The sequence below is a fragment of the Bacillus sp. AFS029637 genome (genome assembly GCF_002584985.1).
Lineage (GTDB): Bacteria > Bacillota > Bacilli > Bacillales > Bacillaceae_G > Bacillus_A.
In genome coordinates, this window is record NZ_NUPZ01000020.1 from 12,716 (window position 1) to 37,728 (window position 25,013).

Annotated in this window: 26 protein-coding genes and 1 pseudogene; 13 read left to right on the forward strand and 14 right to left on the reverse strand. The window is 37.4% G+C overall.

Features of this window, described 5'->3' with window-relative positions:
- The first annotated feature begins 131 nt into the window (after positions 1-131).
- Positions 132-1,457, forward strand: a complete 1,326-nt coding sequence (locus COE49_RS08580; protein ID WP_140417456.1) for an ArsB/NhaD family transporter — start codon at positions 132-134, stop codon at positions 1,455-1,457.
- A 55-nt stretch (positions 1,458-1,512) separates the two neighbouring features.
- Here the strand turns inward: COE49_RS08580 and COE49_RS08585 are convergent, their stop codons facing one another.
- Positions 1,513-1,980 carry a hypothetical protein gene (locus tag COE49_RS08585; protein ID WP_098945867.1) on the reverse strand — a complete coding sequence of 156 codons (468 nt, stop codon included), beginning with the start codon at positions 1,978-1,980 and terminating at the stop codon, positions 1,513-1,515.
- A 118-nt stretch (positions 1,981-2,098) separates the two neighbouring features.
- Between COE49_RS08585 and COE49_RS08590 the strand changes: the two genes are divergently transcribed.
- Positions 2,099-2,812 carry a DNA alkylation repair protein gene (locus COE49_RS08590; RefSeq protein WP_088232168.1) on the forward strand — a complete coding sequence of 238 codons (714 nt, stop codon included), beginning with the start codon at positions 2,099-2,101 and terminating at the stop codon, positions 2,810-2,812.
- Between the two features lie 346 nt (positions 2,813-3,158).
- The gene (locus COE49_RS08600) at positions 3,159-4,535 is read left to right on the forward strand and encodes a glycine--tRNA ligase (RefSeq protein WP_000287143.1); all 1,377 of its coding nucleotides are present in this window, start codon (positions 3,159-3,161) and stop codon (positions 4,533-4,535) included.
- A gap of 38 nt (positions 4,536-4,573) precedes the next feature.
- Here COE49_RS08600 and COE49_RS08605 read toward each other — a convergent pair whose 3' ends face one another.
- Complete coding sequence (locus tag COE49_RS08605; protein ID WP_088232166.1) at positions 4,574-4,957, reverse strand: hotdog fold thioesterase; 384 nt, start codon at positions 4,955-4,957, stop codon at positions 4,574-4,576.
- 95 nt (positions 4,958-5,052) lie between these two features.
- On the opposite strand from COE49_RS08605, the gene COE49_RS08610 reads away from it, so the two are divergent.
- The 3 genes from COE49_RS08610 to COE49_RS08620 all read left to right on the forward strand — a co-directional run bounded on the left by COE49_RS08610 (position 5,053) and on the right by COE49_RS08620 (position 7,425).
- Positions 5,053-5,796 (forward strand): DUF3298 and DUF4163 domain-containing protein, encoded by a 744-nt coding sequence (locus tag COE49_RS08610; protein ID WP_098945868.1) that lies wholly within the window; start codon positions 5,053-5,055, stop codon positions 5,794-5,796.
- Positions 5,797-5,846: 50 nt separating this feature from the next.
- Positions 5,847-6,440 (forward strand): biotin transporter BioY, encoded by a 594-nt coding sequence (locus COE49_RS08615; protein WP_088232164.1) that lies wholly within the window; start codon positions 5,847-5,849, stop codon positions 6,438-6,440.
- A gap of 148 nt (positions 6,441-6,588) precedes the next feature.
- Entirely contained in the window at positions 6,589-7,425 is an 837-nt protein-coding gene (locus tag COE49_RS08620) for a hypothetical protein (protein WP_088232163.1), read from the forward strand.
- Between the two features lie 111 nt (positions 7,426-7,536).
- Here COE49_RS08620 and galU read toward each other — a convergent pair whose 3' ends face one another.
- Together galU and COE49_RS08630 are read right to left on the reverse strand one after the other, a co-directional pair.
- Positions 7,537-8,415: a UTP--glucose-1-phosphate uridylyltransferase GalU gene (gene galU, locus COE49_RS08625; protein ID WP_088232190.1), complete on the reverse strand. Its 879-nt coding sequence runs from the start codon at positions 8,413-8,415 to the stop codon at positions 7,537-7,539.
- Positions 8,416-8,523: 108 nt separating this feature from the next.
- Positions 8,524-10,248: a phospho-sugar mutase gene (locus COE49_RS08630; protein ID WP_098841353.1), complete on the reverse strand. Its 1,725-nt coding sequence runs from the start codon at positions 10,246-10,248 to the stop codon at positions 8,524-8,526.
- Between the two features lie 143 nt (positions 10,249-10,391).
- Between COE49_RS08630 and cdaS the strand changes: the two genes are divergently transcribed.
- A complete protein-coding gene (gene cdaS, locus COE49_RS08635; RefSeq protein WP_088232161.1) occupies positions 10,392-10,997 on the forward strand; it encodes a sporulation-specific diadenylate cyclase CdaS in 606 nt (201 codons plus the stop codon).
- A 133-nt stretch (positions 10,998-11,130) separates the two neighbouring features.
- Here cdaS and pepA read toward each other — a convergent pair whose 3' ends face one another.
- The 4 genes from pepA to COE49_RS08655 form a co-directional block, all read right to left on the reverse strand.
- On the reverse strand, positions 11,131-12,615 hold the full coding sequence (gene pepA, locus COE49_RS08640; protein ID WP_088232160.1) for a cytosol aminopeptidase: 1,485 nt from the start codon (positions 12,613-12,615) through the stop codon (positions 11,131-11,133).
- Between the two features lie 165 nt (positions 12,616-12,780).
- Complete coding sequence (locus tag COE49_RS08645) at positions 12,781-13,407, reverse strand: 3D domain-containing protein (RefSeq protein ID WP_140417455.1); 627 nt, start codon at positions 13,405-13,407, stop codon at positions 12,781-12,783.
- Positions 13,408-13,493: 86 nt separating this feature from the next.
- A complete protein-coding gene (locus COE49_RS08650; protein WP_000027019.1) occupies positions 13,494-13,811 on the reverse strand; it encodes a YuiB family protein in 318 nt (105 codons plus the stop codon).
- The gene (locus COE49_RS08655; RefSeq protein ID WP_088232158.1) at positions 13,808-14,314 is read right to left on the reverse strand and encodes an NUDIX hydrolase; all 507 of its coding nucleotides are present in this window, start codon (positions 14,312-14,314) and stop codon (positions 13,808-13,810) included. The genes COE49_RS08650 and COE49_RS08655 overlap by 4 nt, the downstream gene beginning before the upstream one ends.
- 317 nt (positions 14,315-14,631) lie before the next feature.
- On the opposite strand from COE49_RS08655, the gene COE49_RS08660 reads away from it, so the two are divergent.
- Positions 14,632-15,678 (forward strand): FUSC family protein, encoded by a 1,047-nt coding sequence (locus COE49_RS08660; RefSeq protein WP_088232157.1) that lies wholly within the window; start codon positions 14,632-14,634, stop codon positions 15,676-15,678.
- Between the two features lie 318 nt (positions 15,679-15,996).
- Here the strand turns inward: COE49_RS08660 and COE49_RS08670 are convergent, their stop codons facing one another.
- Positions 15,997-17,205 (reverse strand): NAD(P)/FAD-dependent oxidoreductase, encoded by a 1,209-nt coding sequence (locus COE49_RS08670; protein WP_140417453.1) that lies wholly within the window; start codon positions 17,203-17,205, stop codon positions 15,997-15,999.
- Between the two features lie 460 nt (positions 17,206-17,665).
- Between COE49_RS08670 and COE49_RS08675 the strand changes: the two genes are divergently transcribed.
- The 3 genes from COE49_RS08675 to COE49_RS08685 all read left to right on the forward strand — a co-directional run bounded on the left by COE49_RS08675 (position 17,666) and on the right by COE49_RS08685 (position 20,665).
- Positions 17,666-18,655 (forward strand): NAD(P)/FAD-dependent oxidoreductase, encoded by a 990-nt coding sequence (locus COE49_RS08675; RefSeq protein ID WP_140417452.1) that lies wholly within the window; start codon positions 17,666-17,668, stop codon positions 18,653-18,655.
- A 121-nt stretch (positions 18,656-18,776) separates the two neighbouring features.
- Positions 18,777-19,253, forward strand: a complete 477-nt coding sequence (locus tag COE49_RS08680; RefSeq protein WP_088232153.1) for a GyrI-like domain-containing protein — start codon at positions 18,777-18,779, stop codon at positions 19,251-19,253.
- 164 nt (positions 19,254-19,417) lie between these two features.
- The gene (locus tag COE49_RS08685) at positions 19,418-20,665 is read left to right on the forward strand and encodes an MFS transporter (protein WP_088232152.1); all 1,248 of its coding nucleotides are present in this window, start codon (positions 19,418-19,420) and stop codon (positions 20,663-20,665) included.
- 17 nt (positions 20,666-20,682) lie between these two features.
- On the opposite strand, the gene COE49_RS08690 is transcribed toward COE49_RS08685, so the two are convergent.
- Entirely contained in the window at positions 20,683-21,564 is an 882-nt protein-coding gene (locus COE49_RS08690) for a helix-turn-helix domain-containing protein (protein WP_088232151.1), read from the reverse strand.
- 80 nt (positions 21,565-21,644) lie between these two features.
- Here COE49_RS08690 and COE49_RS08695 point away from each other — a divergent pair, with 80 nt between their 5' ends.
- The gene (locus tag COE49_RS08695; RefSeq protein ID WP_088232150.1) at positions 21,645-22,106 is read left to right on the forward strand and encodes a 2-thiouracil desulfurase family protein; all 462 of its coding nucleotides are present in this window, start codon (positions 21,645-21,647) and stop codon (positions 22,104-22,106) included.
- 30 nt (positions 22,107-22,136) lie between these two features.
- On the opposite strand, the gene COE49_RS08700 is transcribed toward COE49_RS08695, so the two are convergent.
- Both COE49_RS08700 and COE49_RS08705 read right to left on the reverse strand, forming a co-directional pair.
- Positions 22,137-22,490, reverse strand: a complete 354-nt coding sequence (locus COE49_RS08700; protein ID WP_088232149.1) for a YxeA family protein — start codon at positions 22,488-22,490, stop codon at positions 22,137-22,139.
- 106 nt (positions 22,491-22,596) lie between these two features.
- Positions 22,597-22,738: pseudogene (locus COE49_RS08705) on the reverse strand (methyltransferase); the annotation flags it as partial.
- A 237-nt stretch (positions 22,739-22,975) separates the two neighbouring features.
- Between COE49_RS08705 and COE49_RS08710 the strand changes: the two are divergent.
- Entirely contained in the window at positions 22,976-23,539 is a 564-nt protein-coding gene (locus tag COE49_RS08710) for a GNAT family N-acetyltransferase (protein ID WP_088232148.1), read from the forward strand.
- 105 nt (positions 23,540-23,644) lie between these two features.
- On the opposite strand, the gene COE49_RS08715 is transcribed toward COE49_RS08710, so the two are convergent.
- Entirely contained in the window at positions 23,645-23,998 is a 354-nt protein-coding gene (locus COE49_RS08715; protein WP_000573825.1) for a HesB/IscA family protein, read from the reverse strand.
- A gap of 41 nt (positions 23,999-24,039) precedes the next feature.
- The gene (gene dapF / locus COE49_RS08720) at positions 24,040-24,906 is read right to left on the reverse strand and encodes a diaminopimelate epimerase (protein WP_088232147.1); all 867 of its coding nucleotides are present in this window, start codon (positions 24,904-24,906) and stop codon (positions 24,040-24,042) included.
- Positions 24,907-25,013: the final 107 nt, after the last annotated feature.

Here is a 25,013-nt window from a genome sequence, read left to right on the forward strand (position 1 = left end):
TGCAGAAAATATGACAAAATCCCCCCTTTCATTTACATACGCCATTTTCCTACTTTATAATGACGTTATGTGTGTTTCTTTGAGAACATTTTTGAAACACTAAGAAAAGTAAACGAAAGGAGATGAGAGTTTTGCATGAAACAACGCAAGAGCTCGCAAACTGGCAGTATTATTTTGCTATCGCAGTCTTTTTAATTACATATGCCATTATTATTTCTGAAAAAATTAATCGCGCTGTAATCGCACTTCTTGGTGCAGCACTTATGGTAATTGTGGGGGTCGTTGATTTACACAACGCCTTTACGAAACATATTGAATGGGGAACGATTACGTTACTCATCGGTATGATGATTTTGGTGAACATTACGAGTAAATCAGGTGTTTTCCAATACGTTGCCATTAAAGCAGCAAAAGGAGCACAAGGAAATCCAATTAAAATTTTAATTTCACTTTCCTTACTTACTGCACTTGGTTCCGCATTTTTAGATAACGTTACAACTGTACTTCTTGTTGTTCCAGTTACTTTATCTATTACGCGCATACTGCAAGTAAATCCTGTTCCATATTTACTTTCGGAAATTATTTTTTCAAATATTGGAGGAACAGCAACGTTAATTGGTGATCCCCCTAACATTATGATTGGTTCTGCAAATAAGCATTTAGACTTCAATGCATTCTTGCTAAATCTAGCACCAATCGTAATTATTATCATTGCAGTTACAGCAACAATGCTTTACTTCATGTACCGTAAACAGTTAATTGCTGATCCTGTACAAATTAAGAAATTAATGAGCTTAGATGAAAAACAATACATTAAAGATCCAGTTTTAATGAAAAAATCTTTAACAGTACTTGGACTTACGATTGTAGGTTTCATGACGCATTCTATTTTCCATATCGATGCAGCTATCATTGCTTTAACTGGCGCTACGATCCTTATGTTAATTGGTGTGAAAGAACATGAAATTGAAGAGGTATTTGCAAGCGTAGAGTGGGTAACAATCTTCTTCTTCGCAGGGCTATTCGTGCTCGTTGGAGGACTTATTGATATCGGTCTGATCAAGACGCTTGCTCAAAAAGTAATTGGTATAACAGGCGGAGATATTTCTCAAGCATCTATCCTGATTTTGTGGGTATCTGGTATCGCCTCTGCAACAATTGATAACATTCCATTCGTTGCAACAATGATCCCGCTTATTAACGATATGGCAGTTGGGCTAGGTTTATCACCTTCTGACGCACAAATCGATGTATTATGGTGGGCATTAGCATTAGGTGCTTGTCTGGGCGGAAACGGAACACTAATCGGCGCTTCTGCTAACGTAATCGTTGCAGGTATCGCGAGCCGTGAAGGACATAAATTTAGCTACATGGAATTCCTAAAAGTCGGCTTCCCAATTATGATCGTTTCATTAATTATTTCTCATATTTATATTTATTTACGCTACCTTATGTAGTAGAAAAAAGCGCCCTGAAAGCAGGGCGCTTTCTCTGTCTCAAATATTGCGTATACTACTCATTGTACCTCACCGGCTCATTTCGAATGATAAATAGATGAATCGGCAAGAAAACTGAAAATGTGATTACATGAATAATCGTAAATAATATAGAGTTCGTTCCGTATCTGTCTAAAATAGCGTAGATGAGATAAATAGACAGCACAATCGATACAGCCGTTGCTACTAAACTTATAATCGGTACGAAATTAAAAATGAAACATGCGACATATATACCGAATACTTTCCATCCTGCTTCTTCTTTCAAGAAATCCGGTAATTTATCCTTCGCTAAGTCCCCCCACGTCTTACTATTCAAAAAAGGAATAAACGCAAGAACACCATCAGTTGCACCATCATTTTTCGCCATCGTATAAAGTGCAAAAGCCGTTAACAAATACGAAATAATTGCCCAAATACATATAACAAGAATAAACGCAAAACTAAGAGCAAAGAAACTTGCTAGCACATCTTGATTTTCCATCTTATCCTCTCCTCTCTACTTTCAACATATTTCATTACAGTGCAAGTTATGTTTTAAAAATTAACCAAACTCTCTGTATAATGATATGAGAAAGATAATGAGAGAGGAGAAAACACTTATGCACCCATTTGTAAAAGCATTACAAGAGCATTTTACAACTCATCAAAACCCTGAAAAAGCAGAACCGATGGCACGTTATATGAAAAATCACTTCCCGTTTCTCGGTATTCAAACTCCCGAGAGAAGACAATTATTAAAAGATGTCATTCAAATACATACTCTCCCAGATCAAAAAGACTTCCAAATTATCATACGTGAACTTTGGGACTTGCCAGAACGTGAATTTCAAGCAGCCGCACTCGATATTATGCAAAAATATAAAAAGCATATAAACGAAACGCATATCCCCTTTTTGGAAGAACTTATTGTCACGAAATCTTGGTGGGATTCTGTTGATAGCATCGTCCCTACCTTTTTAGGTGGTATCTTTTTAAAACATCCAGAATTAATTTCTGCCTATATTCCAAAATGGATTGCATCAGACAACATATGGTTACAACGCACCGCTATTTTATTCCAACTGAAATATAAAGAAAAAATGGATGAAGAACTTCTTTTCTGGATTATTGGACAACTACATTCTTCAAAAGAATTTTTCATTCAAAAAGCGATTGGCTGGGTCCTTCGTGAATACGCAAAAACAAATCCAGATGTCGTTTGGGAATACGTGCAAAATAACGAGCTTGCCCCGCTCAGTAAACGTGAAGCAATTAAGCATATTAAACAAAATTATGGAATAGATAATGAAAAAATAGGCGAGACTCTATCATAGATAGACGCGTTCCTCTATTGAGATTTAAAAAAGAACGTGTTAGAATATGTTCATTATTATTAATATAAGTAGCGATGACGGACTTATAAGTACTTGCACAAAAGCGATTCAGGGATAGTGAAAGCCTGAAGCCGCAAGGAAACGGCAGTCTCGAGCAATACGTGATAAAGTGGATGCACCTTTTGTGTATCAACTAGGGTGGAACCGCGGGCAAACGCTCGTCCCTAGGCAATTAAGCCTTGGGATGAGCGTTTTTTTATGTTTTTCAAAGCATATACTGCGCGTTTCACAAGTTACCTGAGCACGTCATCGCCAATACGTTAACTTTCAAAAGGAGGATTTTCTTATGTATTCAATGGAACAAGTTGTAAACTTAGCGAAACATCGCGGTTTTGTTTTTCCTGGTTCTGAAATTTACGGTGGTCTTGCAAACACTTGGGATTACGGTCCACTTGGAATCGAATTAAAAAATAACGTTAAAAAAGCTTGGTGGAAAAAATTCATTCAAGAATCTCCACATAACGTTGGTTTAGACGCAGCTATTTTAATGAACCCAAAAACTTGGATCGCTTCTGGTCACGTTGGTAACTTCAACGACCCAATGATCGACTGTAAAAAATGTAAAGCTCGTCACCGTGCTGACAAATTAATTGAAGATGCATTAGATGCAAAAGGCATCGAAATGGTTGTTGACGGTCTTACTTTCGACCAAATGGCTGACTTAATGAAAGAGCATGAAGTAAAATGTCCTGATTGTGGTAGCGAAGAGTTCACTGAAATCCGTCAGTTCAACTTAATGTTCAAAACATTCCAAGGTGTTACAGAGTCTAGTACGAACGAAATCTTCCTTCGCCCTGAAACAGCACAAGGTATTTTCGTAAACTTTAAAAACGTACAACGCTCTATGCGTAAAAAGCTTCCATTTGGTATTGGCCAAATCGGTAAGAGTTTCCGTAACGAAATCACACCTGGTAACTTCACATTCCGTACACGTGAATTCGAACAAATGGAACTTGAATTCTTCTGTAAGCCTGGCGAAGATTTAGAGTGGTTCGCATTCTGGCGTGAAACTTGTAAGAACTGGTTACTTTCACTTGGTATGCACGAAGAAAGCATGCGTCTTCGTGACCACGGTGAAGAAGAATTATCTCACTACAGTAACGCAACAACTGATATTGAGTTCAAATTCCCATTCGGTTGGGGCGAACTTTGGGGCGTAGCATCTCGTACAGACTTCGATTTAAAACGTCACATGGAACACTCTAACGAAGACTTTAACTATATCGATCCACAAACGAATGAGCGTTACGTACCATACTGCATCGAGCCATCTTTAGGTGCAGACCGTGTAACATTAGCATTCTTATGTGATGCATATGAAGAAGAGCAATTAGAGAACGACTCTCGTACAGTTCTTCGTTTCCACCCTGCTTTAGCACCATATAAAGCAGCTATCTTACCATTATCTAAAAAACTATCTGAAGGTGCTACTGAAGTATTCGCAGAATTAGCTAAAGACTTCATGGTAGACTTTGATGAGACTGGCTCTATCGGTAAACGTTACCGTCGTCAAGACGAAATCGGTACTCCATTCTGTATCACATACGACTTCGACTCTGTTGAAGACAAAGCTGTTACAGTACGTGACCGTGACACAATGGAACAAGTTCGTATGCCAATTAGCGAACTAAAAGGTTTCTTAGAGAAGAAAATCCAGTTCTAATTATAAAAAAGAGGCCGCTCTACTGAGCAGCCTCTTTTCTATTTTTCACGTTTTTCTTTAATTGCTACTGTACATCTTGAAATACATAATAAGTCATCATTTTCATCAATGATACGAATATCCCAAACCATCGTTGAATTCCCTCTATGTATTGGTGTCCCGATTGCTGTTACAATTCCATCTTGCTTTGAACGAATATGATTTGCATTAATTTCTAAACCGAAACAAATACATTTCTCTTGATCAATTAAATTGTATGAACCAACACTTGCCACTGTTTCCGCTAACGCAACAGATGCACCCCCGTGTAAAAATCCAAACGGCTGATGCGTCCGCCCATCAACAGGCATCGTAGCAACCACCTTATCTTCTGTCATCTCTAACAACTCAATTCCAAGCGAATCCATTAAAGTTTTTCCCATCTCGTTTCCCCCTTCTCTTACGTTAATCGAATGTATAATTTTACCTATTTATTTTCAAACTACCTATAACACTTATATAAGGAGGTTTCACCTAAATGAAACAGAAATTTTGTATACTACTGCTCATGTTCTCCTTGCTGACTATTGTACCAAATTGTACACTAGCAGCCAAAGCATCCAACCTGACAATCGATGTGAAGACTGTCACGCAAAAAGGTAAGAAACCTTATATAGAATATCAAATTAACAGGCCTTCCTTTCACAACTTTTCCGATTCTAAATTTCAAAACAAGCTCAATTTCTATTACAAAAAATCTACTGACAAGTTTAAAAACAAGTTAGAAAAAGACGCAAAAAAATATTATGAAGAAACAGAAGGATCTAGTACACCCTTTCATCCGTACGTGGCAAATGTTGATTATAAAGTCTCTTTAAACAAACCACCTTTTCTCAGCTTATATGTGAATTACTATCAATATACAGGCGGCACACACGGTCTTTATACGTGGAAGGCAAACACATTTGATCTAAACGAAAAAAAGTTACTACACTTAGACGATTTATTTCAACAAGAAGATAAATACAAAGAAGTAATACGCGCAGAGATTGTAAAACAAATTAAACAAAATGAAAGCATTTATTTTCCTGATGCAACGGAAAAAGTAATGAGCGCTACAAAGTTCCACTTCTTTTTAGAACCGGACAATCTCGTAATTTATTTCCCTTTATATGAGATTGCTCCTTATTCAAGTGGAATTCCGCAATTTCGTATTCCGTATACGTTGCTAAGAGACTATATTAAGCCTTCTTATCAAAATATTTTGATTGACAACAAGTAAATAGTTTCGCTACGATAATGTTAACCTAAAAACAACAGGAGGTTAACATTATGAGAAGATTTCACGTTTTAGATTTAGCATTAGCTGCCATGTTTGTTGCTCTTATGGCCATCGGTGCAAATATTGTATCTTGGGCACCATTCTTACAAGTAGCGGGCGTCCCATTATCTATGCAACCATTTTTCGCGATTTTAGCAGGACTTCTTCTTGGAAGTAGACTTGGTGCATTATCAATGACAGTATATATGCTCGTTGGCGTAGCCGGCGCACCAATCTTCGCTAACTTCAAAGCTGGATTCGGGGCACTTTTAGATCCTACTGGTGGTTTTATTATCGCATTTATTATCGTTGCTTACGTATCAGGAAAATTAGTAGAACAAAAAGAAAGACCAACATTCAGTACATTTGCGATTGCCTCTTTCACTGGAATTATTTTAACTTATATTATCGGTACTACTTACATGTACGGGGCGGTCAATCTCTTCATGGGCGGTAATATGAGCTATAAAGCTGCTTGGATGATTATGATGTGGTTTGCAGTAAAGGATATTGTATTTACAATTATCGGTGCTATTATCGCACCTCGCATATACTATGCTGTACGTCGCTCTGCTTATCAGCATTCTCATTCGACGATTTCATAAGAAAAAAGAGTTATCTTAGTATTCTAAGATAACTCTTTTTTATATTTCGACAATATACGACACATATTGAAAATAAATTCTGTTATGCTAGTTCAGCAAATCTTGCATTTTGCACATATAATTAAAACAATGTTTTGGAGGAAAATCAGTGAAACTATCAAAAAACACACTTATTAAACTAAGTGTCGGAGTACTATCTTTATTTTTCATACTAAGTATGAGCATAAGTTACAATTTATATGGAAATAGCGAGTTAGGAATGCCATACACGCTTGGAAATGGCCTAGCATTTTTCTTTTTAATTCTTACTATAGTTAGTTTCTGCGCGGCTTTAATCTTTATTGTGATAGGATTAATAAAAAAAATTCGAAAATCACCAGCAAAAAAGTCCTTAGTGACATCTATAACACTATTTCTTACATCAGTTATATCAATCATTGTCCTTCTCTTTACTATAACAAAAGTAACAAATATGGAGGAGGAATATCAAGCTCTTCAAGCCCAAAAGAAAAAAGAAGCTAGTTACTTAATTGCAGCAGCATCCTTTTATAATAATATAAATACTTTTAAATATGCAGCATCTTACGTCTTATCCGAGTATTCAACTACATGGTCAAATGCAATAGATAACAGACATGACTTCAACAATGCACTAAGTTCTAAGAGAAAAGAAATTGATGGAACAATTGTAGCTGTAGATACGTTTTACAGCAACATGGGGAACGATTTAAAGTTAGTATCTGAAGCTGCAAAAGAACAACCAAATAAATATAAAGAAACCTATGAAGAATATAAAAAAATATATGGTATTATAACTGCCCTCAATGAACAAGCGCAATCCCCTAGTGGAAGCTTAATTTCATTTAATCAAAACGTTAATGCATTGATTCAGGAATACCAAAAAGCAGCAGGAAATATTAATATCGCTATTACTGATGAAATTAAATCCAAAGCAGATGAGCTGAAACCTACCGATCAAAATTAAAGACACTCTCTCCAGAGTGTCTTTTTTCTCAAAAAAATCCCCTTAGATTAAACAATACATTCATTTCTCTACTGCTTATCAAAAGGGGATCATATCACTATATTAAGACTCTTAGTTCGTCTGTTCTTCTAAAATTCTCTTCATCATTGTAACCATGTCATCACGTAATTCTGGGTGTTGCAGGGCCATTTCGATTGTCGTTTGAACGAATCCTAGTTTTTCACCTACGTCGTAGCGTTTTCCTTCGAAATCGTAAGCAAATACACGTTGAATTTCATTTAAGTTTTGGATCGCATCTGTTAACTGAATTTCACCGCCAGCACCGACATTTTGCTGTTCTAAGAACATGAAAATTTCAGGCGTTAAGACGTAACGTCCCATAATTGCTAAGTTTGAAGGCGCTGTACCTGCTGCTGGTTTCTCAACGAAATTGCGAACTTGGTAACGACGTCCCTCTTGCTCTAATGGGTCAATAATTCCGTAGCGATGTGTTTCATCTTCTGGAACCGTTTGTACACCAATAACAGAAGAAAGCGTTTTATCATATTCTTCGATTAATTGGCGTAAACATGGTTTTTCAGCTTGAACGATATCATCACCTAGTAAAACAGCAAATGGCTCATCACCGATGAATTTACGTGCACACCAAACAGCGTGTCCTAATCCTCTTGGTTCTTTTTGACGAATATAATGAATGTCTACCATTTTTGAAGAAGCCTGTACTTTTTCAAGTAACTCATACTTTTTCTTTTCTAATAAGTTTTGCTCTAACTCAAATGCATTATCAAAATGATCTTCAATAGAGCGCTTTGTTTTACCAGTAACGATAATAATATCTTCGATTCCTGATTGTATTGCTTCTTCTACGATGTATTGGATAGTTGGTTTATCTACTATCGGTAACATTTCTTTTGGCATTGCTTTTGTAGCTGGTAAAAAACGTGTTCCTAATCCAGCTGCTGGGATTATGGCTTTTCTTACTTTTTTCATCACAAAATACCCTCTCTTCTGTCAGAATCAATAACGATCATTTCCTTACATAGAACAAAAGGGAGATTTCGCTCCCTTTTGTTCCCTACCACTTAAAATTACTTTATATTATAAACGATTCATAATATCTTCTTTAATAGTAAGTAACTTTTGTTCACTATTTTGTAAAGAATTATCTTGTACACCAAAGTAGAACTTGATTTTCGGTTCTGTTCCAGATGGACGTAAGCAGAACCAAGAACCGTCCTCTAATTGATATTTTAACACATTTGATTTCGGTAAGTGAATCTCTTCTTTATGTCCATCTTGTAAAGATGTAACGATGCTTGCTTTATAATCTTCAACTGCTACGACTGTTAAGCCAGCTACTTCCTTCGGAGGATTTTCACGGAATGTTGCCATCATCTCTTGGATTTGTTCCGCTCCGTCTTTTCCTTTTAACGTTAACGATACAAGATCTTCACGGAAGAAACCGTACTTCTCAAATACTTCTAATAGACCGTCGTATAACGTTTTGCCTTGTGCTTTGTAGTATGCAGCTACTTCACATGCAAATAAAACAGACTGTACTGCATCTTTATCACGGCAGAATGGACGGATTAAATAACCATAGCTTTCCTCATAACCGAATTGGAATTCATATTGTCCGCTTTCTTCGTACTGTTTAATTTTCTCACCGATAAATTTAAATCCAGTTAACGTATCAACTGTATCTAAACCGTATGCTTTTGCAATTGTACGGCCAATTTCAGACGTTACGATTGTTTTTAATACAACACCGTTCTCTGGAAGTGTTCCGTTTTCTTTCTTTTGAGACAATAAGTAATCAAGCATTAATGCGCCTGTTTGGTTTCCAGTTAATACTTGGAACTCACCATCATGATTACGAACAGCTACACCAAGACGGTCTGCATCAGGATCCGTTGCGATTAACACATCAGCTCCAATTTTTTCACCGTCACGAATCGCATACTCAAAAGCAGCATGTTCTTCTGGGTTTGGTGATTTTACTGTAGAGAAGTTCGGATCTGGTAACTCTTGCTCTTTTACAACTGTTACATCTGTAAATCCAACTTCTTCTAAACCACGGCGCACAGAAACATTTGATGTTCCGTGTAATGGTGTAAAGACGATTTTTAAATCTTTACCAACCTTTTGTACCATTTCTTTATTAATAATGACATTGTTCAATTCTGTAGCATATGCATCATCTACTTCTTGTCCAATGATATGTAATAAACCGTCAGCTTTTAATTGCTCCACATCAGCAACCTCAACTGTTAATTCATCTTCTACTGCATCTACGTAGCTAATTAATTCATCAGCTTCTTTTGGAGGCAACTGCCCACCATCTTCACCGTACACTTTATATCCGTTATATTCAGGTGGATTATGACTTGCCGTAAGAACGATTCCACTCACTGTATGTAAATGACGAACTGCGAAAGAAAGAACTGGCGTTGGACGTAAGCTTTCAAACACATATGTTGTAATACCGTGTGCACCAAGTGTAGCAGCTACTTCCATTGCAAACTCAGGTGATTTATGACGAGAATCATACGCTACAACAACACCGCGCTTCTTCGCTTCTTCACCTAATTTTCCGATAAACTTCGCTAATCCTTGCGTTGCTTTACGAACTGTATATACATTTAAACGGTTCGTACCAGCACCAAGTTCACCACGCATACCACCTGTACCGAACTCTAGATTTTTATAAAAGCTGTCCTCGATTTTCTTCTCATCTTGCTTCATGTTTTCTAGTTGTTCTTTTAATTCTACGTCTAATTCTGCATATGAAAGCCAGCGACTAAATTCTTGTTTCCAATTCATAATTCTATCTCCTCTCACTTTTCATACCTTTATTATATGAAAAAAACAACCTGTGTCTCAATATTTTTTACAATCTAACAGGATTTTACTAGGAATATTTGTATACACTATGATTAAATACTCTACCAAAGGGAATGAGGATTATGCAAGAATGGGGCTTGTCAGAAGAGCTCAAAATACAAACAAAGCAAATGATTGAAATTGCTGAAAAAGAACTATCAATCATGAGACAAGCAATCGATAAGGAAGATGAATGTATTTTGTGTAAAATGGAAGATATTCATCATATGTTAGCAAATGTACAAACATTGGCAGCTACATACTATATTCAAGCTTATTTATCACCTTATACGGAAAGCTCACAGTTCATTACAACAGCTGTCCAGCATTTAAGCGCCCGAAAACATGGTGCTCTTATTGTTGTGGAACGAAACGAGACACTTCATCCTTTCATTCAAACTGGAACAACGTTAAACGCTCATTTAACCGCACCATTACTCGAATCGATTTTTTATCCAGGTAACCCTCTTCATGATGGAGCCGTTCTCGTTAAAAACAATCATATTGTCTCAGCAGCTAATATTCTTCCATTAACGAAAAGTACAGAAGTTGATCCTGAGCTAGGAACACGTCACAGAGCTGCAATTGGCTTATCAGAACAAAGCGATGCACTTATATTAGTTGTCTCTGAAGAAACCGGACGCACTTCCTTTGCTTTAAACGGGACTTTATATACGATTTCTTTATAGGATCAACTTTCACTCTGTAACAGTACGATAGTAAATGAACTTATATCGACTTACCGACAAAAACTGACAATAAGTATACTGTATCAAGAAAAAAGGCTGTTCCAACGTGTTGGAACAGCCTTCTTACATAATCTTATTCTTCCTCGAAACGTTCAACAAGTGTTGCAAGTGTACGTACCATTGCACCAGTTGCACCAGCCGGTCCTAAATCATGCGCACCTGTTGTTTCAGATGTTCCAGCGATATCTAAATGTACCCAAGGTGTATCTTCTGCGAATTCACCTAGGAATGTACCCGCCATCACTGCATGCCCTTCACGGCCTGGTGAGTTATTTAAATCAGCAAATTTACTATTTCTCACACGTTCTTTATCGCGTTCAAAAATCGGTAATTGCCAAATTGGCTCATCCGTTTCCATAGAAGCTTCTAACACTTGTTCAAATAGTTCTTCATTATTTGTCATTGCACCTGTCGTATGATTTCCAAGGGCAACAATTACACCACCTGTTAATGTTGCAACATCAATAAGGTAGTTTGCACCAAGTTTTTTCGCATACGTAATACCGTCAGCTAACGCTAAGCGACCTTCTGCATCTGTATTTAATACTTCAATTGTTTTTCCGCTCATAGATGTAATCACATCGTCTGGCTTAAATGCTGTACCACTTACAACGTTATCAGTTGAAGGAATAACAGCAATCACGTTTTGCTCTGGGCGAAGTTCTCCGATAATTTCCATCGCGCCTAAAACAGCAGCTGCACCGCCCATATCACCTTTCATACCTACCATGCCTTCACGTGGTTTTAAAGAATAACCACCTGTATCGTATGTAATTCCTTTTCCAACAAATCCAATTACATCTGTCCACTCTTCTTTTCCTTTATAAATAAGGGCGATCATTTTCGGTGGCTCTGTACTACCTTGGTTTACTGCAAGTAATGCACCCATACCAAGATCTTCCATCTCTTCTTTCTCAAGAACTTTATAATCCATATCATATTTTTCCGCTAATTCAACAGCATACTCAGCAAGTTTCGTCGCTGTTAATACGTTTGGCGGCATATTTACAAGTGTACGAGCTGAATTTGTTGCACGTCCATGTACGTATCCAACTGTTAATGCTGCTTCAATTTCTTGTGCATCTTCCGCTGTAATAGCCGTGAACTTCTCTAGCTCTACATAATCCTTTTTATCTGTTTTATACGTTTGTAATTCATATGTACCAAGGCCTTGTACTTCTGCCGCAATATGAGCTACATCAATCGCATCCAATTTCTCTGTTACGAAAGAATCTAGTAAGATTGCTGCATCTTGTACTTTTGCTGCTTGCAGTGTTTTAAACGCCTTACCAAGAGCTGCACGTAACGTTTCTGTCGTGTAAGACTCTTTCTTACCTAAACCGACGAAATAATAACGTTTCACATTTGTTTTCCCTAAACTATGTACTTTTGAAATAGCTTTTTTCTTCGTAGAAAGTTCTTTTTCTTCTAATAAAACTTGTAATTGCCCTTCAAACGCCTTATCCAATTCTTGTACAAAACTACTCGTTTTATCTTCTTCAAATAAAGCAACAATTACCGCTTCATGACCTGCTAATTCTTTTTGTACTTGAAACATGTTCAGACCCCCTAAATTTCTCTACTCTACCTGTATTATAACTTTATTTTCGATAAAATGCGACAATTCTAACTTCTATTTTGTGACATGTAACATCCATGCCCATCCAATTTCTTCTATTATGAAATATGAAAAGAAAAAAAGTCTAGTGCTATTCCCACTAGACTATCTTTGCTTTAAATATTGCCCTCGAAACACTTGCATCGTTTCGTCTTCATTTAACATCGTTAACTCTTCTTCTGTAAACTTACCATTTCCTATTTTCACTACGTATACATTTACCTTTTTCTTACCCCATTGGCTATAAACATCTTTCACCGTATCATAATATAAATCAAGACGGTTTCCTTTTATAGCACCGCCCTTATCGGCAACGACCCCATACCCGTAATCTGGCACAAATAAAATCGTTCCAATCGGGAATACGCGTAAGTCCGCAGCGATTGTCGAATATAAATCCCGTTTCGCTTTCACACCTGAATATGTAATACCATACTCCGGATGTCCCGGACTCTTACCAGTTGACTCCACTCCTGACGTATAACCCGTTGCCGTCATTTCAATTGTACGATATTTAGACCAGTCATTTGCCTGTTCTAAAGCATTTATCACTTCTTTACTCGGAGCAACATTGTTCTTCATTTCTGCTGCATGTACTTCTTTTGCACTCGTTTCCTCATATTTCTTTACAATCTCTAATAAAGAAACGCCAGTGAAAGCATTCCATGTTACGCATAATGCGGAAACAAGTAAACAAGTCATCATAATGCGAATACAATATCGTTTTAACATTTTTATATTCCACACTCCTTCATCGTTAATCATTCCCTATACGATGAAGGAATATGCAAAAAAATAATCCCCAAGCGAATTGGAGATTAAAACATTTGATATCCACTTTTCCGAAGTTTCTTAATGACGATTCCCGCTAAAGCAGCTCCTACTAATCCAGTAGATAAAATAAATACATCTGCTTGTCCTAAGTGCGATACACTTGTCCCAAATGAAGAAAATGTTTCTTTTGGCTTTGAAAAGTAATCCCACACACTCGCTTTATTAATAATGAGCATACAAACAATCGGATACACAATAACCATTACCCATGTAGCTCGCAATATCATATTTAGTAAAAATCCAATTCCAAAAAACAAAATAAAGAATAGCATCATTGAAATAAGTAGTACCGGTATACTCACTTCTTCTCCCTCTCCTTCGCATGCGCCGTAAATACGTGATAGGCCGTATAACCAAATTGCTCTCCTGGATTTAATGTTTTGTCCATTTCAAGATGTAGCTCTGATCTTCCTTCTAACAAATATTGAATAAGTACAGACGTATTTGGATCGCCTGCTATAGTCTCTGGATGTAAAAACGCTACTTCAGACAATTCCTTCTCCTGCACAATAATAGTTTCTCCTTCAGGCTCCAAAAGGAAAATAATCATATTATCACTAATCTCATTACGAATAACGCCCGATCGAACACCAATGATTCCCTTCACGTGAGCGACAATGCCTGTCTCTTCTAACACTTCACGCTTCACAGCTTCATCAACCGTCTCACCTTCATTCACAAAACCAGCCGGTAACGACCATTTCCCCTTTAATCCACTGTATTTCTTCTTAACGAATAGCCACCTGCCATCTTTTGTAGCTACTAAGCCACTAACAGCTAACCATACTTTCCCGCGCTTCCCCATGATGCAACCTCCTCCACTAGAGAGAACAGAATATTCTTTCTTTTTTATATATTATACTATATTTTTAAGTACACTGTGACTTTTCCTTTCTTAGGGTAATGCACCATTGCCATCAACTTAAAAAATTGGCATTTCCCCATATCGAAAAAGAATAAGCTGAATTATTATAACTAACTCTGGAAAGATAAAACTTTCATTTTGGGGATACTTCAAAATATCAGCCTGATGGACATAGGTATCACCACATGTCCATGGATTAAAGAAAGAGCCTATTATTAAACTGTGCCCTACTCTTTGGGTCGGAAGAGGTGCTATAGATGAATGCAAAGATATATAGAGCTCAACTGTTTTCTTGGTCTAAAAAGGACAAAGTAGAAATAGTAGAACTCATTTCTGCCGGCATAGGTATGGCCGGACCTGTTCTGTTCGCCACAGTTCTAGGCTATCCCGATCTTGGTTTTGTTGCATCGATTGGCAGTTTGGCAGTCAGTAGCGTGAAAGTCGGTTCGAGTTTTATAAATCACGGGGAAAAGTTGGCGTCAGCACTCATATCAGTAACGCTCGCTGCGATTGCTGCTGTTCTCTCTTTCGGACATGGCTCTCTGACATTCGGTGTCTTGCTCCTGCTAGTCAGCTTTGCTGCGTTAATTGGCGGATATAGTCGCGCCTTGGCGGTGGCAACAACACGCTTTGTCATATTCCTAATCATCATCCTCAACATGTTCGACCAGACGGAGTACCGGATGGAACTAATTTTTTCAATCTTAGCAGGGGCCATTTGGACCGGCAGTATCAGCTTGGTGCTAGGCATATGGGTACACCGTTGTTTTAAATCATCGCTGGACGGGGCTGTGAAAGAGCCAACATCGAAAAAAATCATTCTATGGTGGCATTCTCTTGCACACCTATCCAGTTGGCAATTCCCAATCAGGCTCGTATTATGTCTAGGTATAGCTGAGGGATTGCGAATACTTTGGCCCGAGCACCACTTCTATTGGATTGCAATTACCGTAGCAATCCTTACTCAGCGGAAAATAGAACTCTTTCCAATCAAAACAACACAACGAGTGCTTGGTACAGTAATCGGTGTGATTGTTGCGAGCTTGCTTCTCGCAACGAGTCTACCAATTTGGGGATTAGTTATAAGTATCGGGCTATTCGCAAGTGTTCGACCTCTTCTAAAGGTTCGAAATTATCTTGTATACTCTGCAACCATGATTCCGCTCATTATTTTGATTATGGAAGCCGGCAAGCCGTTTCATTCTAGCATTCTGTTTGACCGTGTATTTGCAACCCTTATCGGTGCAGTCATCGTTATTACAGTGAACTTGATATTCAGTAGAGCGATGGTGAAATCAGTGTAAAGATACTTTAATATTTCGGCTATCTTTTCCAGTTGAACAAAATCGCCGCTAAAATGAAAAAACACGCTATTCTTTCTGTAAAATCATAAGAAAGGATGGCGTTTTTGTATGTCTATTTCTGTATCCGATGAATTACAACTATTTGCTAAAGAATTATATAGAAGGAAAAGGAAGTACGAAGGAAACGAAACAGTGGTCTTGCGAATCTGCATTTTCTTTCTTCGGAAACGCAATTATTTTTTATTCCTATATCGAAAAGGTGTATTATACAAAAAAACAGAAACAGCTCATAGCCGTTTCTGCTTTTTCTACTATATATTAAAATAACTTCAATTTACCTTTTTTAAGAACTAATAAAGGCCCACCTAATAAGAATAGGTAACGGTTATCGATCACTTTCTTCATGAAAGAAGCTTTCCAACCTGTTAATTTTTTGCCCATAACAACGCCCATTGCATCGTCATGACCTAAAGAACATACTGATCCTTTATTGTCGAATGCGAATGTTTTCATTTCGCCTTTGCCACGAACTAACACAGTTAAGTTGTGTGCAATATTGTAACCTTGTTGAATTGCAATTTGTGCTGTTGGTGGGTATGGACGGTTAATTTCTTCGTTAATGATTAACGCTGCGTCACCAACCATAAATACATCTTCGTATCCTGGAGCGTGCATGTACTCATCAACTTTAACGCGGCCGCGCATTGCTTCAAAGCCAGACTCTTCCACAATACCATTACCACGAACACCTGCAGCCCAAACCACTGTTTCAGACTTAAGTAATTCAGTATCATCACCGTTTGCAACGATAATACCTTCTTCAGTTGCTTCTTTAATTGCTGTACCGATGCGGAATTCTACACCTTTTTTCTCAAGTTGTTTTACAGCATATTCTACTAATGCTGGATCAAAACCAGGAAGTGCTGTTGGAGCAGCTTCTACACAAATAATACGTGCTTTTTCACGTGGTACATTGTACTCTTTGCAAAGTTCAGGAACACGGTTCGCAAGCTCACCTACGTACTCGATACCAGTAAATCCAGCACCACCAACAACGATTGTTACTAACTCATCGCGTTGTTCAGTCGCATATTGAGCAAATTTAGCTTCCATGTGCTCACGAATTTGACGAGTTGCATTAATGTTAGCAATTGAGAATGCATGCTCTTTTAATCCTGTAATGCCGAACGTTTCTGATTCGAAACCAAGACCGATTACTAAGTAGTCATACTCTAACTCGCCGTCTTTTAAGATAATGCGTTTTTCAGCAGCTTTAATTTCTACTACTGTATCTTGTACAAAGTTCACTTTATTTGTATCGATAACGTCTTGAATATCTAGACAGATTTTTTCATCTTGTAATGTACCAGCTGCGCTCTCGTGTAACCAAGTTGCTTGGTAGTGATAGCTGTTGTTGTTTACTAACGTAATTTCAGCTTCATTTACAGATAATGCTTTTTGCAGACGAACAGTCGTAATCATTCCGCCATAACCTGCACCTAAAACTACGATTTTTGGAGTCTTCACCAAATCACAACCCTTTTCTTTATATAATAGTAATAAAATAATACCAAGTACTAAAAACTCTATTTGTCAAGAATGTGGAATTTATCACATTCTATATCGTAACAAAACGCAGTCAAAAAATCGTACGAATTTTGTCATAGAAATTTAACATAACACTACCCTATATTAGTCGGTTTTATTCCAGAATTCAAGCGTCTGGAGAATTATCAATATTTTAAAATAACATAGCGTTTTCAAGGGTTTTTCAGCCTTTTTTTCATGTATTTTCCTTTCCCTATATTTTATATAATTACAAAAGCATCTATGCAAAAACTTACACACAATTCAGTCGTTTTCAGAAGTATTATGAACTCAAATATGCTATCATTTATTTGAAAGTGTCATCATTTGCAGGATTTTCGTGTACATATGAACAATATATGAAATCAATATTAAAATTCCATCTATAGGGGGAATGAAAGTGGCAGAAAATCAAAAAGTTTACGACATAACAATTATTGGTGGTGGTCCAACAGGACTATTCACAGCATTTTATGGCGGTATGAGACAAGCAAGTGTCAAAATCATTGAAAGCTTACCTCAACTTGGAGGACAATTATCCGCGCTCTACCCTGAAAAATACATTTATGATGTAGCTGGATTTCCAAAAGTGCGTGCACAAGAGTTAGTTGATAACTTAAAAGAGCAAATGAAGAAGTTTGATCCAACCGTTTGCTTAGAAGAAGCTGTTGATACGCTTGAAAAACAAGCTGACGGTATATTCAAGCTTGTTACGAATAAACAAACTCACTATTCTAAATCAGTCATTATTACTGCTGGCAATGGTGCTTTCCAGCCACGTCGCTTAGAGTTAGAAGGTACAGCAAAATACGAAAAGACAAACTTACATTATTTCGTTGATGATATGAATAAATTCGCTGGAAAACGCGTCGTTGTATTTGGCGGTGGTGACTCGGCAGTAGACTGGACAATGATGTTAGAACCAATCGCTGACAAAGTTACAATCGTTCATCGCCGTGATAAATTCCGCGCACATGAACATAGTGTAGAAAGCTTAATGAATTCTCGTGCAGAAGTAAGCACACCGTACGTTCCAGTTGAACTCATTGGTGATGACAAAATTGAACAAGTCGTTCTTCAACACGTAAAAACGGAAGAAAAAGTTATTATCGATGTTGATGACGTAATTGTAAACTACGGCTTCGTTTCTTCTCTTGGCCCAATTAAAAACTGGGGCTTAGATATTCAAAAAAACAGCATTCTCGTGAACTCGAAAATGGAGACAAATATTTCTGGTATTTATGCTGCTGGTGACATTTGTACATATGAAGGAAAAGTAAAACTCATTGCTTGCGGCTTTGGTGAAGCACCGACAGCAGTAAACAATGCAAAAGCTTACTTCGATCCAAACGCAAAACTTCAACCGATGCATAGCTCAAGTATGTTTTAATATAGAAATGAAAAGAACTCCTTTTACATGAAAGGAGTTCTTTTTTATCGCGCTACCTTCCCCTTCCAAAATATGTTACAATAAATAAGAACATACGTTTCGTTTATAGAGGGATTATAAAATGAAAGAACCTATTATCGTAAAGAAAGAAGCTTTCCAAGCAATCGGTGTTTCAATTACGACGACAAATGAAAAAGAGGCATCTACTGAAGGAGAAATTCCAAAACTGTGGAACCGCTACTTCCAAGAACAAATGATACATCACATCCCAAATCAACAAACGAAAGAAACATTCGCTTTCTATTCAAACTACGAATCAGATGAAACGGGTGTATATCAATTTACAATTGGTATGCCCGTTTCTTCGTTAGAAAACGTTCCTGAAAATATGACAACTTTAACAATACCTGCTGCTACATACGCGGTATTTACAACGAGAAAAGGGCCAGTTGCTGAAGTTGTTTGCGAGGCTTGGGAATATATTTGGCAATGGTCGAAAGAAAATAAACGCGCTTTTACAACCGACTTTGAGCTTTATGATGAAAAAGCGGTAGATCCAAATAACGTACAATTAGATATTTATATCGCCTTAGCTTAAAAAAGATGCCTCTTCGGCATCTTTTTTTGTCGTTAAATAGCTACTGTGCAAATCCAACATTATTGTCTACAATGAGAAAGTGCAGTATAGAAATATTAGAAACTGTATAAAACGATTGTTAACAGGTTTTTTAGTTTAAATTTGTCACATAGAAAGGAAGCAATATGGAGGAACTACAACAAAATAAATCTGCTTTAGAAGCAAATGCGAAACCACTATTAAAAAATACGAATTTCCTTTTTCTTTGGGCAGCTACCCTTTTTTCAAGTTTTGCTTTAGCCTTTTTTACATTTTCACAAACATGGTACATAGCAAAAACATTAAACCTTGAAGCTTCACTCGGTGTTGTTTTCGTGGCTCTAAGTGTCCCAAGGCTTATTTTTATGATTGTTGGCGGCGCTGTAGCTGATAAATTCCCGAAAAAAAACATAATGTTTTACTCCAACATTATTCGAGCGATTCTTGTCGCAACCATTCTCACATGGTTTATCGTTGGTGATGTAACACTATATACATTTGCTTTATTCGCTTTATTCTTTGGACTTGCTGATGCTTTCTTCTGGTCCGCAGACGGATCTATTCTGCCGGAACTTGTAGAAAAAAGCCGTTTAACACAAGCGAATTCACTTACACAAATGACAAACCAAGCATCGGTCATCTTGGGCCCTGTACTTGGCGGAATTCTCATCAAATTTACGAACTATGAAACAATCTTTTCAATTACGATTTTGCTGTTAATCGTCGCAGCCATACTCGTTCAAAAAATACAATTTACGATATCAGAACAAAAAGATACAGACAAAGGCATGTTCACTTCTATAAAAGAAGGAATCTTATATGTAAAGGAATCACCTTTCCTTTCAACTTTCCTTATTTGTAGCGCCTTTCTAAACTTATTTTTAATCGGTCCGATGCAAGTCGGCTTCCCCCTATTTGTTAAAAACGTTCTGCACGGTGACTCGCTCCAGTTTAGTTACTTAGAAGCATCTGTAGGCGGTGGAATGGCAATAGGCGCTGTCATTGTCGGATTAAAAAATATTAATCGTAGACGTGGTCTATTTTGTATTATCATGATGCTACTGTCTGGTGTATTCTTCTTATCCATCAACTTTAGCACCGTACTTTGGCAAGCATTATTAGCCGGCATGTTTTACGGTATTACAATCGCAATGGCGATCGTCCCGCTTATGGCAATGATTCAATCTACAGTAAAAGAAGAAATGATGGGACGCGTAATGAGTTTACTAATGCTATCATCAATGGGCTTTATTCCGCTCTCTTATGCATTCACATCCATTGCGCTTGCAATAGGAATTCCAATCGTAACCGTTATGAAAAGCGGTGCAATCGCTGTTATCGTCTTCGTACTATTTGTAGCGATTCGTGTTCCGGTTGTAAGGAAGTTTGATTAGCTAATTAGAGTCATGTGTTATACGCATGGCTCTTTTTTAAATGGATCAAACAGCGATATCCCCTTACTTCTCCTTAATGCTGCTCCCCACTCTAATCCAACCTCTAAAAATAAATCTCTCACTGTACTGTATAAAAGTGCCCCAATGTCTTTACGGATTTCCCCATATTTATCTGCCCTCACAACACTTTTCACACGCCAAATGAAATTTCCGTTCACTTCTTCATCAGCTAATATTTGCTCCAGTAAAACACCTTGCTCTAGTAACCCGCTCTTTTTATAAGCAAGCTCCACCTTACTCCACAGTATGTTAATCTTCTTTGGATTACTCGTCATTGGCACAAGTGCGTATATAAAAGGCTTTGGTATATCATGACGACAGTACGTCTCATCAAGCTCGTACGTTCCTTTTCTCTTCTCTTTTATTTGTGGAATGTTTTTAGAAAGAATTGTTTCCCCCTCGCTTTTTTGCTCCTTTCCGCTACAGCCAGCTGCATCATCTTCACTTTCACAAGCGGACATTTTCATACGGTCATCCATGCGGTCAATCGCAGATGCAAGAAATACATATAAGTTCGCACTATACCCGCCGCGCTTACGTCTTTCTTTTGTCGCAACACGCTTAATAATTCCTAATTCCTCTAACTTTGCAATGGAGCGGCGCACCGTACGAATACTCTTTCCAACATTCGTCGCAATCGTCTCCATTAACGGACAAGCAACTCCTACTGTTTTTTGTTTCTCATTCACTGCATACTTTCCTAAAAAATGAATAATGATAGAATCAGTTTTATTCAATTGAAATCGATAGCACTTCAAAACTTGTTTTTGATATGTATTAAACTCTTCTTTACTTCGAAATTCACTATATGGTTTCATTAAATTATATAAGCTTCCCATTTATATCACCTCACTTATAAGTAAGAGGTAGGAAGTAAAATTGGCGTGATAGTTAATATTTTTTTACTGGAGATGAAAATATGATCGTAATTAGCGCTTGTTTAGGTGGTATCGCTTGTCGGTATGACGGGAATGACAATCTTGTTTCAAAAATAGAGGAGCTTCTGCAAAAAGAAGATACAGTCCTCATTTGTCCTGAAGTATTAGGAGGATTACCAACGCCTCGTCCTTCCGCTGAAATTATTGGTGGGAATGGCGATGACGTTTTAGATGGAAAAGCGAAAGTGATGACAAAAGATGGTGAAGATGTCACAGAAGCTTTCGTACGTGGTGCTTATAAAGCATTAGAACAAATTAAAGATTTACACCCGGAATATATTATTTTAAAAGAACGTAGCCCGTCTTGTGGTAGTACTACGATTTACACTGGGGAATTTAACGGTAATAAACAAACTGGTTACGGGGTAACAACTGCTTTATTTAAAAGACATGGCTTTACAGTGGTTTCAGAAGAGGATTTTGAGAACGAAAAAAGGAATTGACCCTGTTCGTCAATTCCTTTTCTATCTGTCTTATTTCACGCCTAATTTTTCTTTCACTTTCGCTGGAAGCTCGTCTTTCTTCACTTCTTCCCAAGCTGATACACCTTTTTTATCTGAATGATATACACGCAGGAATGCTTCTTTACGTAAGTTTTTTTGAGCTGTGAATTCTAATTCTTTCTCTTTACCTTCTTTATCAAATCCAGTTAGCTTATATTGGTAATCTTTATAAGGCTGACCATTATCAGCTTTACCATTATACTCTTTTCCATCTACTGTAATTTGAACGTAATACTCATCTTTCCCCATACGGTTAATATCACAACCAACTAACAAACTTGCAAAGACAACTAAAATACTAAAAAGTGCAATATATCTTTTCATTTCCTTCACCTCATGTGTTTTTTCTTATACTCTTATCTTAAAGTCCGGGGCTCAAAGAAGAAATTCAAAAACATGACATGAACATTACACTTTTGTAAGATAATAATTATCGCTTCACTCTAGACACCGTCATTCCATCACCAATTGGAAGGAGTACACATTCTAACCTCGGATGATTGGCTACTAACTTCATTAAACTTCTTCATCATTTCTGTATACCGTTTTTGTTTTGCACTTTCATCTGCCACGACACTTGTTACGGATTTCATCACGCAATCTCCTTTAACGCATGCATTAGTGGAACAACCTAAGGTATGCTTCGGTAGCCATTGTTGTACCAACTGGCGATTTCGTTTTCAATATGTGAAAAAGGATTTCTAAATGATGAATTGAATATATATTTATTGTTCTCTAACTTTTGAGCGAAAGTTTTTTACATACGTTTCATTCTGTCCTAATTTAAAGTTTTCGAGGGGAGAAATAATATGGATCCTATTTTATTAGATGTTCCGTTACAAATAGAAACAGACAGACTCATTCTTCGAGCACCACTTCAAGCTGGTGAAGGTAATGTAGTACATGAAGCTATTAAAGACTCAATTCGTGAATTAAAGCAATGGTTGTCTTTATTTCAGTCAATTCCTACTGTTGAAGAAACGGAAGTTCTCCTGAGAAATGCGCATATAGATTTTTTGAAAAGAGAAAGCTTTCGCTATCTTATCTATCATAAGGAGACTCATGATTTTATTGGAACTGCTAGCCTTCACGGAATTAATTGGAAGGTTTCTAAAGGTGAAATTGGATACTGGGTTAACACGCAATTTAGTGGCAGTGGATATATGACAGAAACAGTACGTGCGTTAACAAACCTTGGATTTCAGTTATTCAAATTTAGAAGGATTGAAATACGATGTGAATGTAATAACACGAAAAGTCGTGCGATCCCTGAAAAACTAGGCTTTGAGCTTGAAGGGATATTACGTAATGAAGATCTTTCAGCTGATGGTAAACAACTAGTTGATACTTGCATCTATGCAAAGGTAAAGTGAAACTTTAATCCGCCCTCGCGAATCGGGCTTTTACAGCAAAAGAAAAGACCTTTTTAACGATGTATTCCATCGCTAAAAAGGTCTTTCTCTATTGCTACTAAAATCTTAGCACTCTTCCGGCTTACCAGCATTCGATGCTGTACGGAAAGATGATCCACATCCGCATGATGCGATTGCATTTGGATTATCAATTGTAAATCCGCCGCCAAGCATAGATTGTTTATAATCAATTTTTACTCCTTTAACAATGGGAGCACTTTCTGTATCAATAACAAATTCAACACCGAAAAACTCAAGAACTGTGTCGTCTTCTTTTGGTTCTACTTCAAATCCTAAGCCGTAAGAAAGACCGCTACATCCGCCGCCGTGTACAGCAAGGCGCACATACTTTTCTCCATCTTCAGCATCTTTTAACATATCTTTAATTTGAAAAGCTGCTTGTTCTGTTACTTCAATCATGAAATACACCTTCCTTTCTGTTCTCATTCTATTATACATCTTTACGCTTCTATCTTGTACTCATACACTCCGTGGCAAATTACTTCCGCAGGTCCTTTCATTAACACGTTTCCTTCTTCTGTCCACGCAATCATTAAGTCGCCGCCAGCTAAATGGACTGTAATTTCTTTACCACGTTCCATCTTCCCATTCAAAATAGCAGCAACAACCGAAGCACATGCTCCTGTTCCGCAAGCTTGCGTTACACCAGAGCCACGTTCCCAAACGCGGAAATTCATTTCTTCATCGTTTAAAATCTCGATAAATTCAACGTTCACTCGCTCTGGGAACATTTCATGTGTTTCAAGAACTGGACCAAGTGTTGTAAGAGGTGCTTTCTCTACATCATCAACAAAAATAACCGCATGTGGATTCCCCATTGAAACAGCTGTAAATGCATAACGATGGTTATTGTATAAGAAGTTTTCACGAATAAATGGTGTTTCACCTTCACCGAGCATCGGTATCTCTTCGCGTGTTAAACGTGGTGCTCCCATATCGATTTTCGCTAATGTAACTTTCCCTTCTTCTACCGTTACTTCCGCCGTTACAATGCCAGCTAACGTTTCAATTGTGAAAACTGTTTCCTCTACTAGTTTATGCTCATACGCATATTTCGCTACGCAGCGCAAACCATTACCACAGCTCTTGCCTTCTGAACCATCGTTATTAAACATACGCATTTTCACTGGAGCTACATCAGACGGACAAATTAAAATCATCCCGTCTGCTCCAATACCAGTATTAATATTTGAAACCTTTTCCGCCACAAAAGCTAAATCTTCTTCAGGAATTTGTTCTTCAAACATATTTACATATATATAACTATTGCCAAGACCATGCATTTTTGTAAAAGAAAATTGGCTCATTTATATTCACTCCAAAAATAATTTATTATTTTAAGTATAGAATGCATGCTTTTAGAACACAATATGAATGTCCCCCGTTTCTCATATTTGACAACGTTTGGCGATGA

What these genes read in the sequence shown, in the direction of transcription:
- cdaS (WP_088232161.1), top strand. Translation starts at nt 10,392, where the DNA reads ATGCAAGAATGGGGCTTGTCAGAAGAGCTCAAAATACAAACAAAGCAA.
- COE49_RS08610 (WP_098945868.1), top strand. Translation starts at nt 5,053, where the DNA reads ATGAAACAGAAATTTTGTATACTACTGCTCATGTTCTCCTTGCTGACT.
- COE49_RS08695 (WP_088232150.1), top strand. Translation starts at nt 21,645, where the DNA reads ATGATCGTAATTAGCGCTTGTTTAGGTGGTATCGCTTGTCGGTATGAC.
- COE49_RS08615 (WP_088232164.1), top strand. Translation starts at nt 5,847, where the DNA reads ATGAGAAGATTTCACGTTTTAGATTTAGCATTAGCTGCCATGTTTGTT.
- galU (WP_088232190.1), bottom strand. Translation starts at nt 8,415, where the DNA reads ATGAAAAAAGTAAGAAAAGCCATAATCCCAGCAGCTGGATTAGGAACA.
- COE49_RS08700 (WP_088232149.1), bottom strand. Translation starts at nt 22,490, where the DNA reads ATGAAAAGATATATTGCACTTTTTAGTATTTTAGTTGTCTTTGCAAGT.
- COE49_RS08715 (WP_000573825.1), bottom strand. Translation starts at nt 23,998, where the DNA reads ATGATTGAAGTAACAGAACAAGCAGCTTTTCAAATTAAAGATATGTTA.
- COE49_RS08655 (WP_088232158.1), bottom strand. Translation starts at nt 14,314, where the DNA reads ATGGGGAAGCGCGGGAAAGTATGGTTAGCTGTTAGTGGCTTAGTAGCT.
- dapF (WP_088232147.1), bottom strand. Translation starts at nt 24,906, where the DNA reads ATGAGCCAATTTTCTTTTACAAAAATGCATGGTCTTGGCAATAGTTAT.
- COE49_RS08660 (WP_088232157.1), top strand. Translation starts at nt 14,632, where the DNA reads ATGAATGCAAAGATATATAGAGCTCAACTGTTTTCTTGGTCTAAAAAG.
- COE49_RS08645 (WP_140417455.1), bottom strand. Translation starts at nt 13,407, where the DNA reads ATGTTAAAACGATATTGTATTCGCATTATGATGACTTGTTTACTTGTT.
- COE49_RS08590 (WP_088232168.1), top strand. Translation starts at nt 2,099, where the DNA reads ATGCACCCATTTGTAAAAGCATTACAAGAGCATTTTACAACTCATCAA.
- COE49_RS08630 (WP_098841353.1), bottom strand. Translation starts at nt 10,248, where the DNA reads ATGAATTGGAAACAAGAATTTAGTCGCTGGCTTTCATATGCAGAATTA.
- COE49_RS08690 (WP_088232151.1), bottom strand. Translation starts at nt 21,564, where the DNA reads ATGGGAAGCTTATATAATTTAATGAAACCATATAGTGAATTTCGAAGT.
- COE49_RS08680 (WP_088232153.1), top strand. Translation starts at nt 18,777, where the DNA reads ATGAAAGAACCTATTATCGTAAAGAAAGAAGCTTTCCAAGCAATCGGT.
- COE49_RS08710 (WP_088232148.1), top strand. Translation starts at nt 22,976, where the DNA reads ATGGATCCTATTTTATTAGATGTTCCGTTACAAATAGAAACAGACAGA.
- COE49_RS08685 (WP_088232152.1), top strand. Translation starts at nt 19,418, where the DNA reads ATGGAGGAACTACAACAAAATAAATCTGCTTTAGAAGCAAATGCGAAA.
- COE49_RS08605 (WP_088232166.1), bottom strand. Translation starts at nt 4,957, where the DNA reads ATGGGAAAAACTTTAATGGATTCGCTTGGAATTGAGTTGTTAGAGATG.
- pepA (WP_088232160.1), bottom strand. Translation starts at nt 12,615, where the DNA reads ATGTTTCAAGTACAAAAAGAATTAGCAGGTCATGAAGCGGTAATTGTT.
- COE49_RS08585 (WP_098945867.1), bottom strand. Translation starts at nt 1,980, where the DNA reads ATGGAAAATCAAGATGTGCTAGCAAGTTTCTTTGCTCTTAGTTTTGCG.
- COE49_RS08600 (WP_000287143.1), top strand. Translation starts at nt 3,159, where the DNA reads ATGTATTCAATGGAACAAGTTGTAAACTTAGCGAAACATCGCGGTTTT.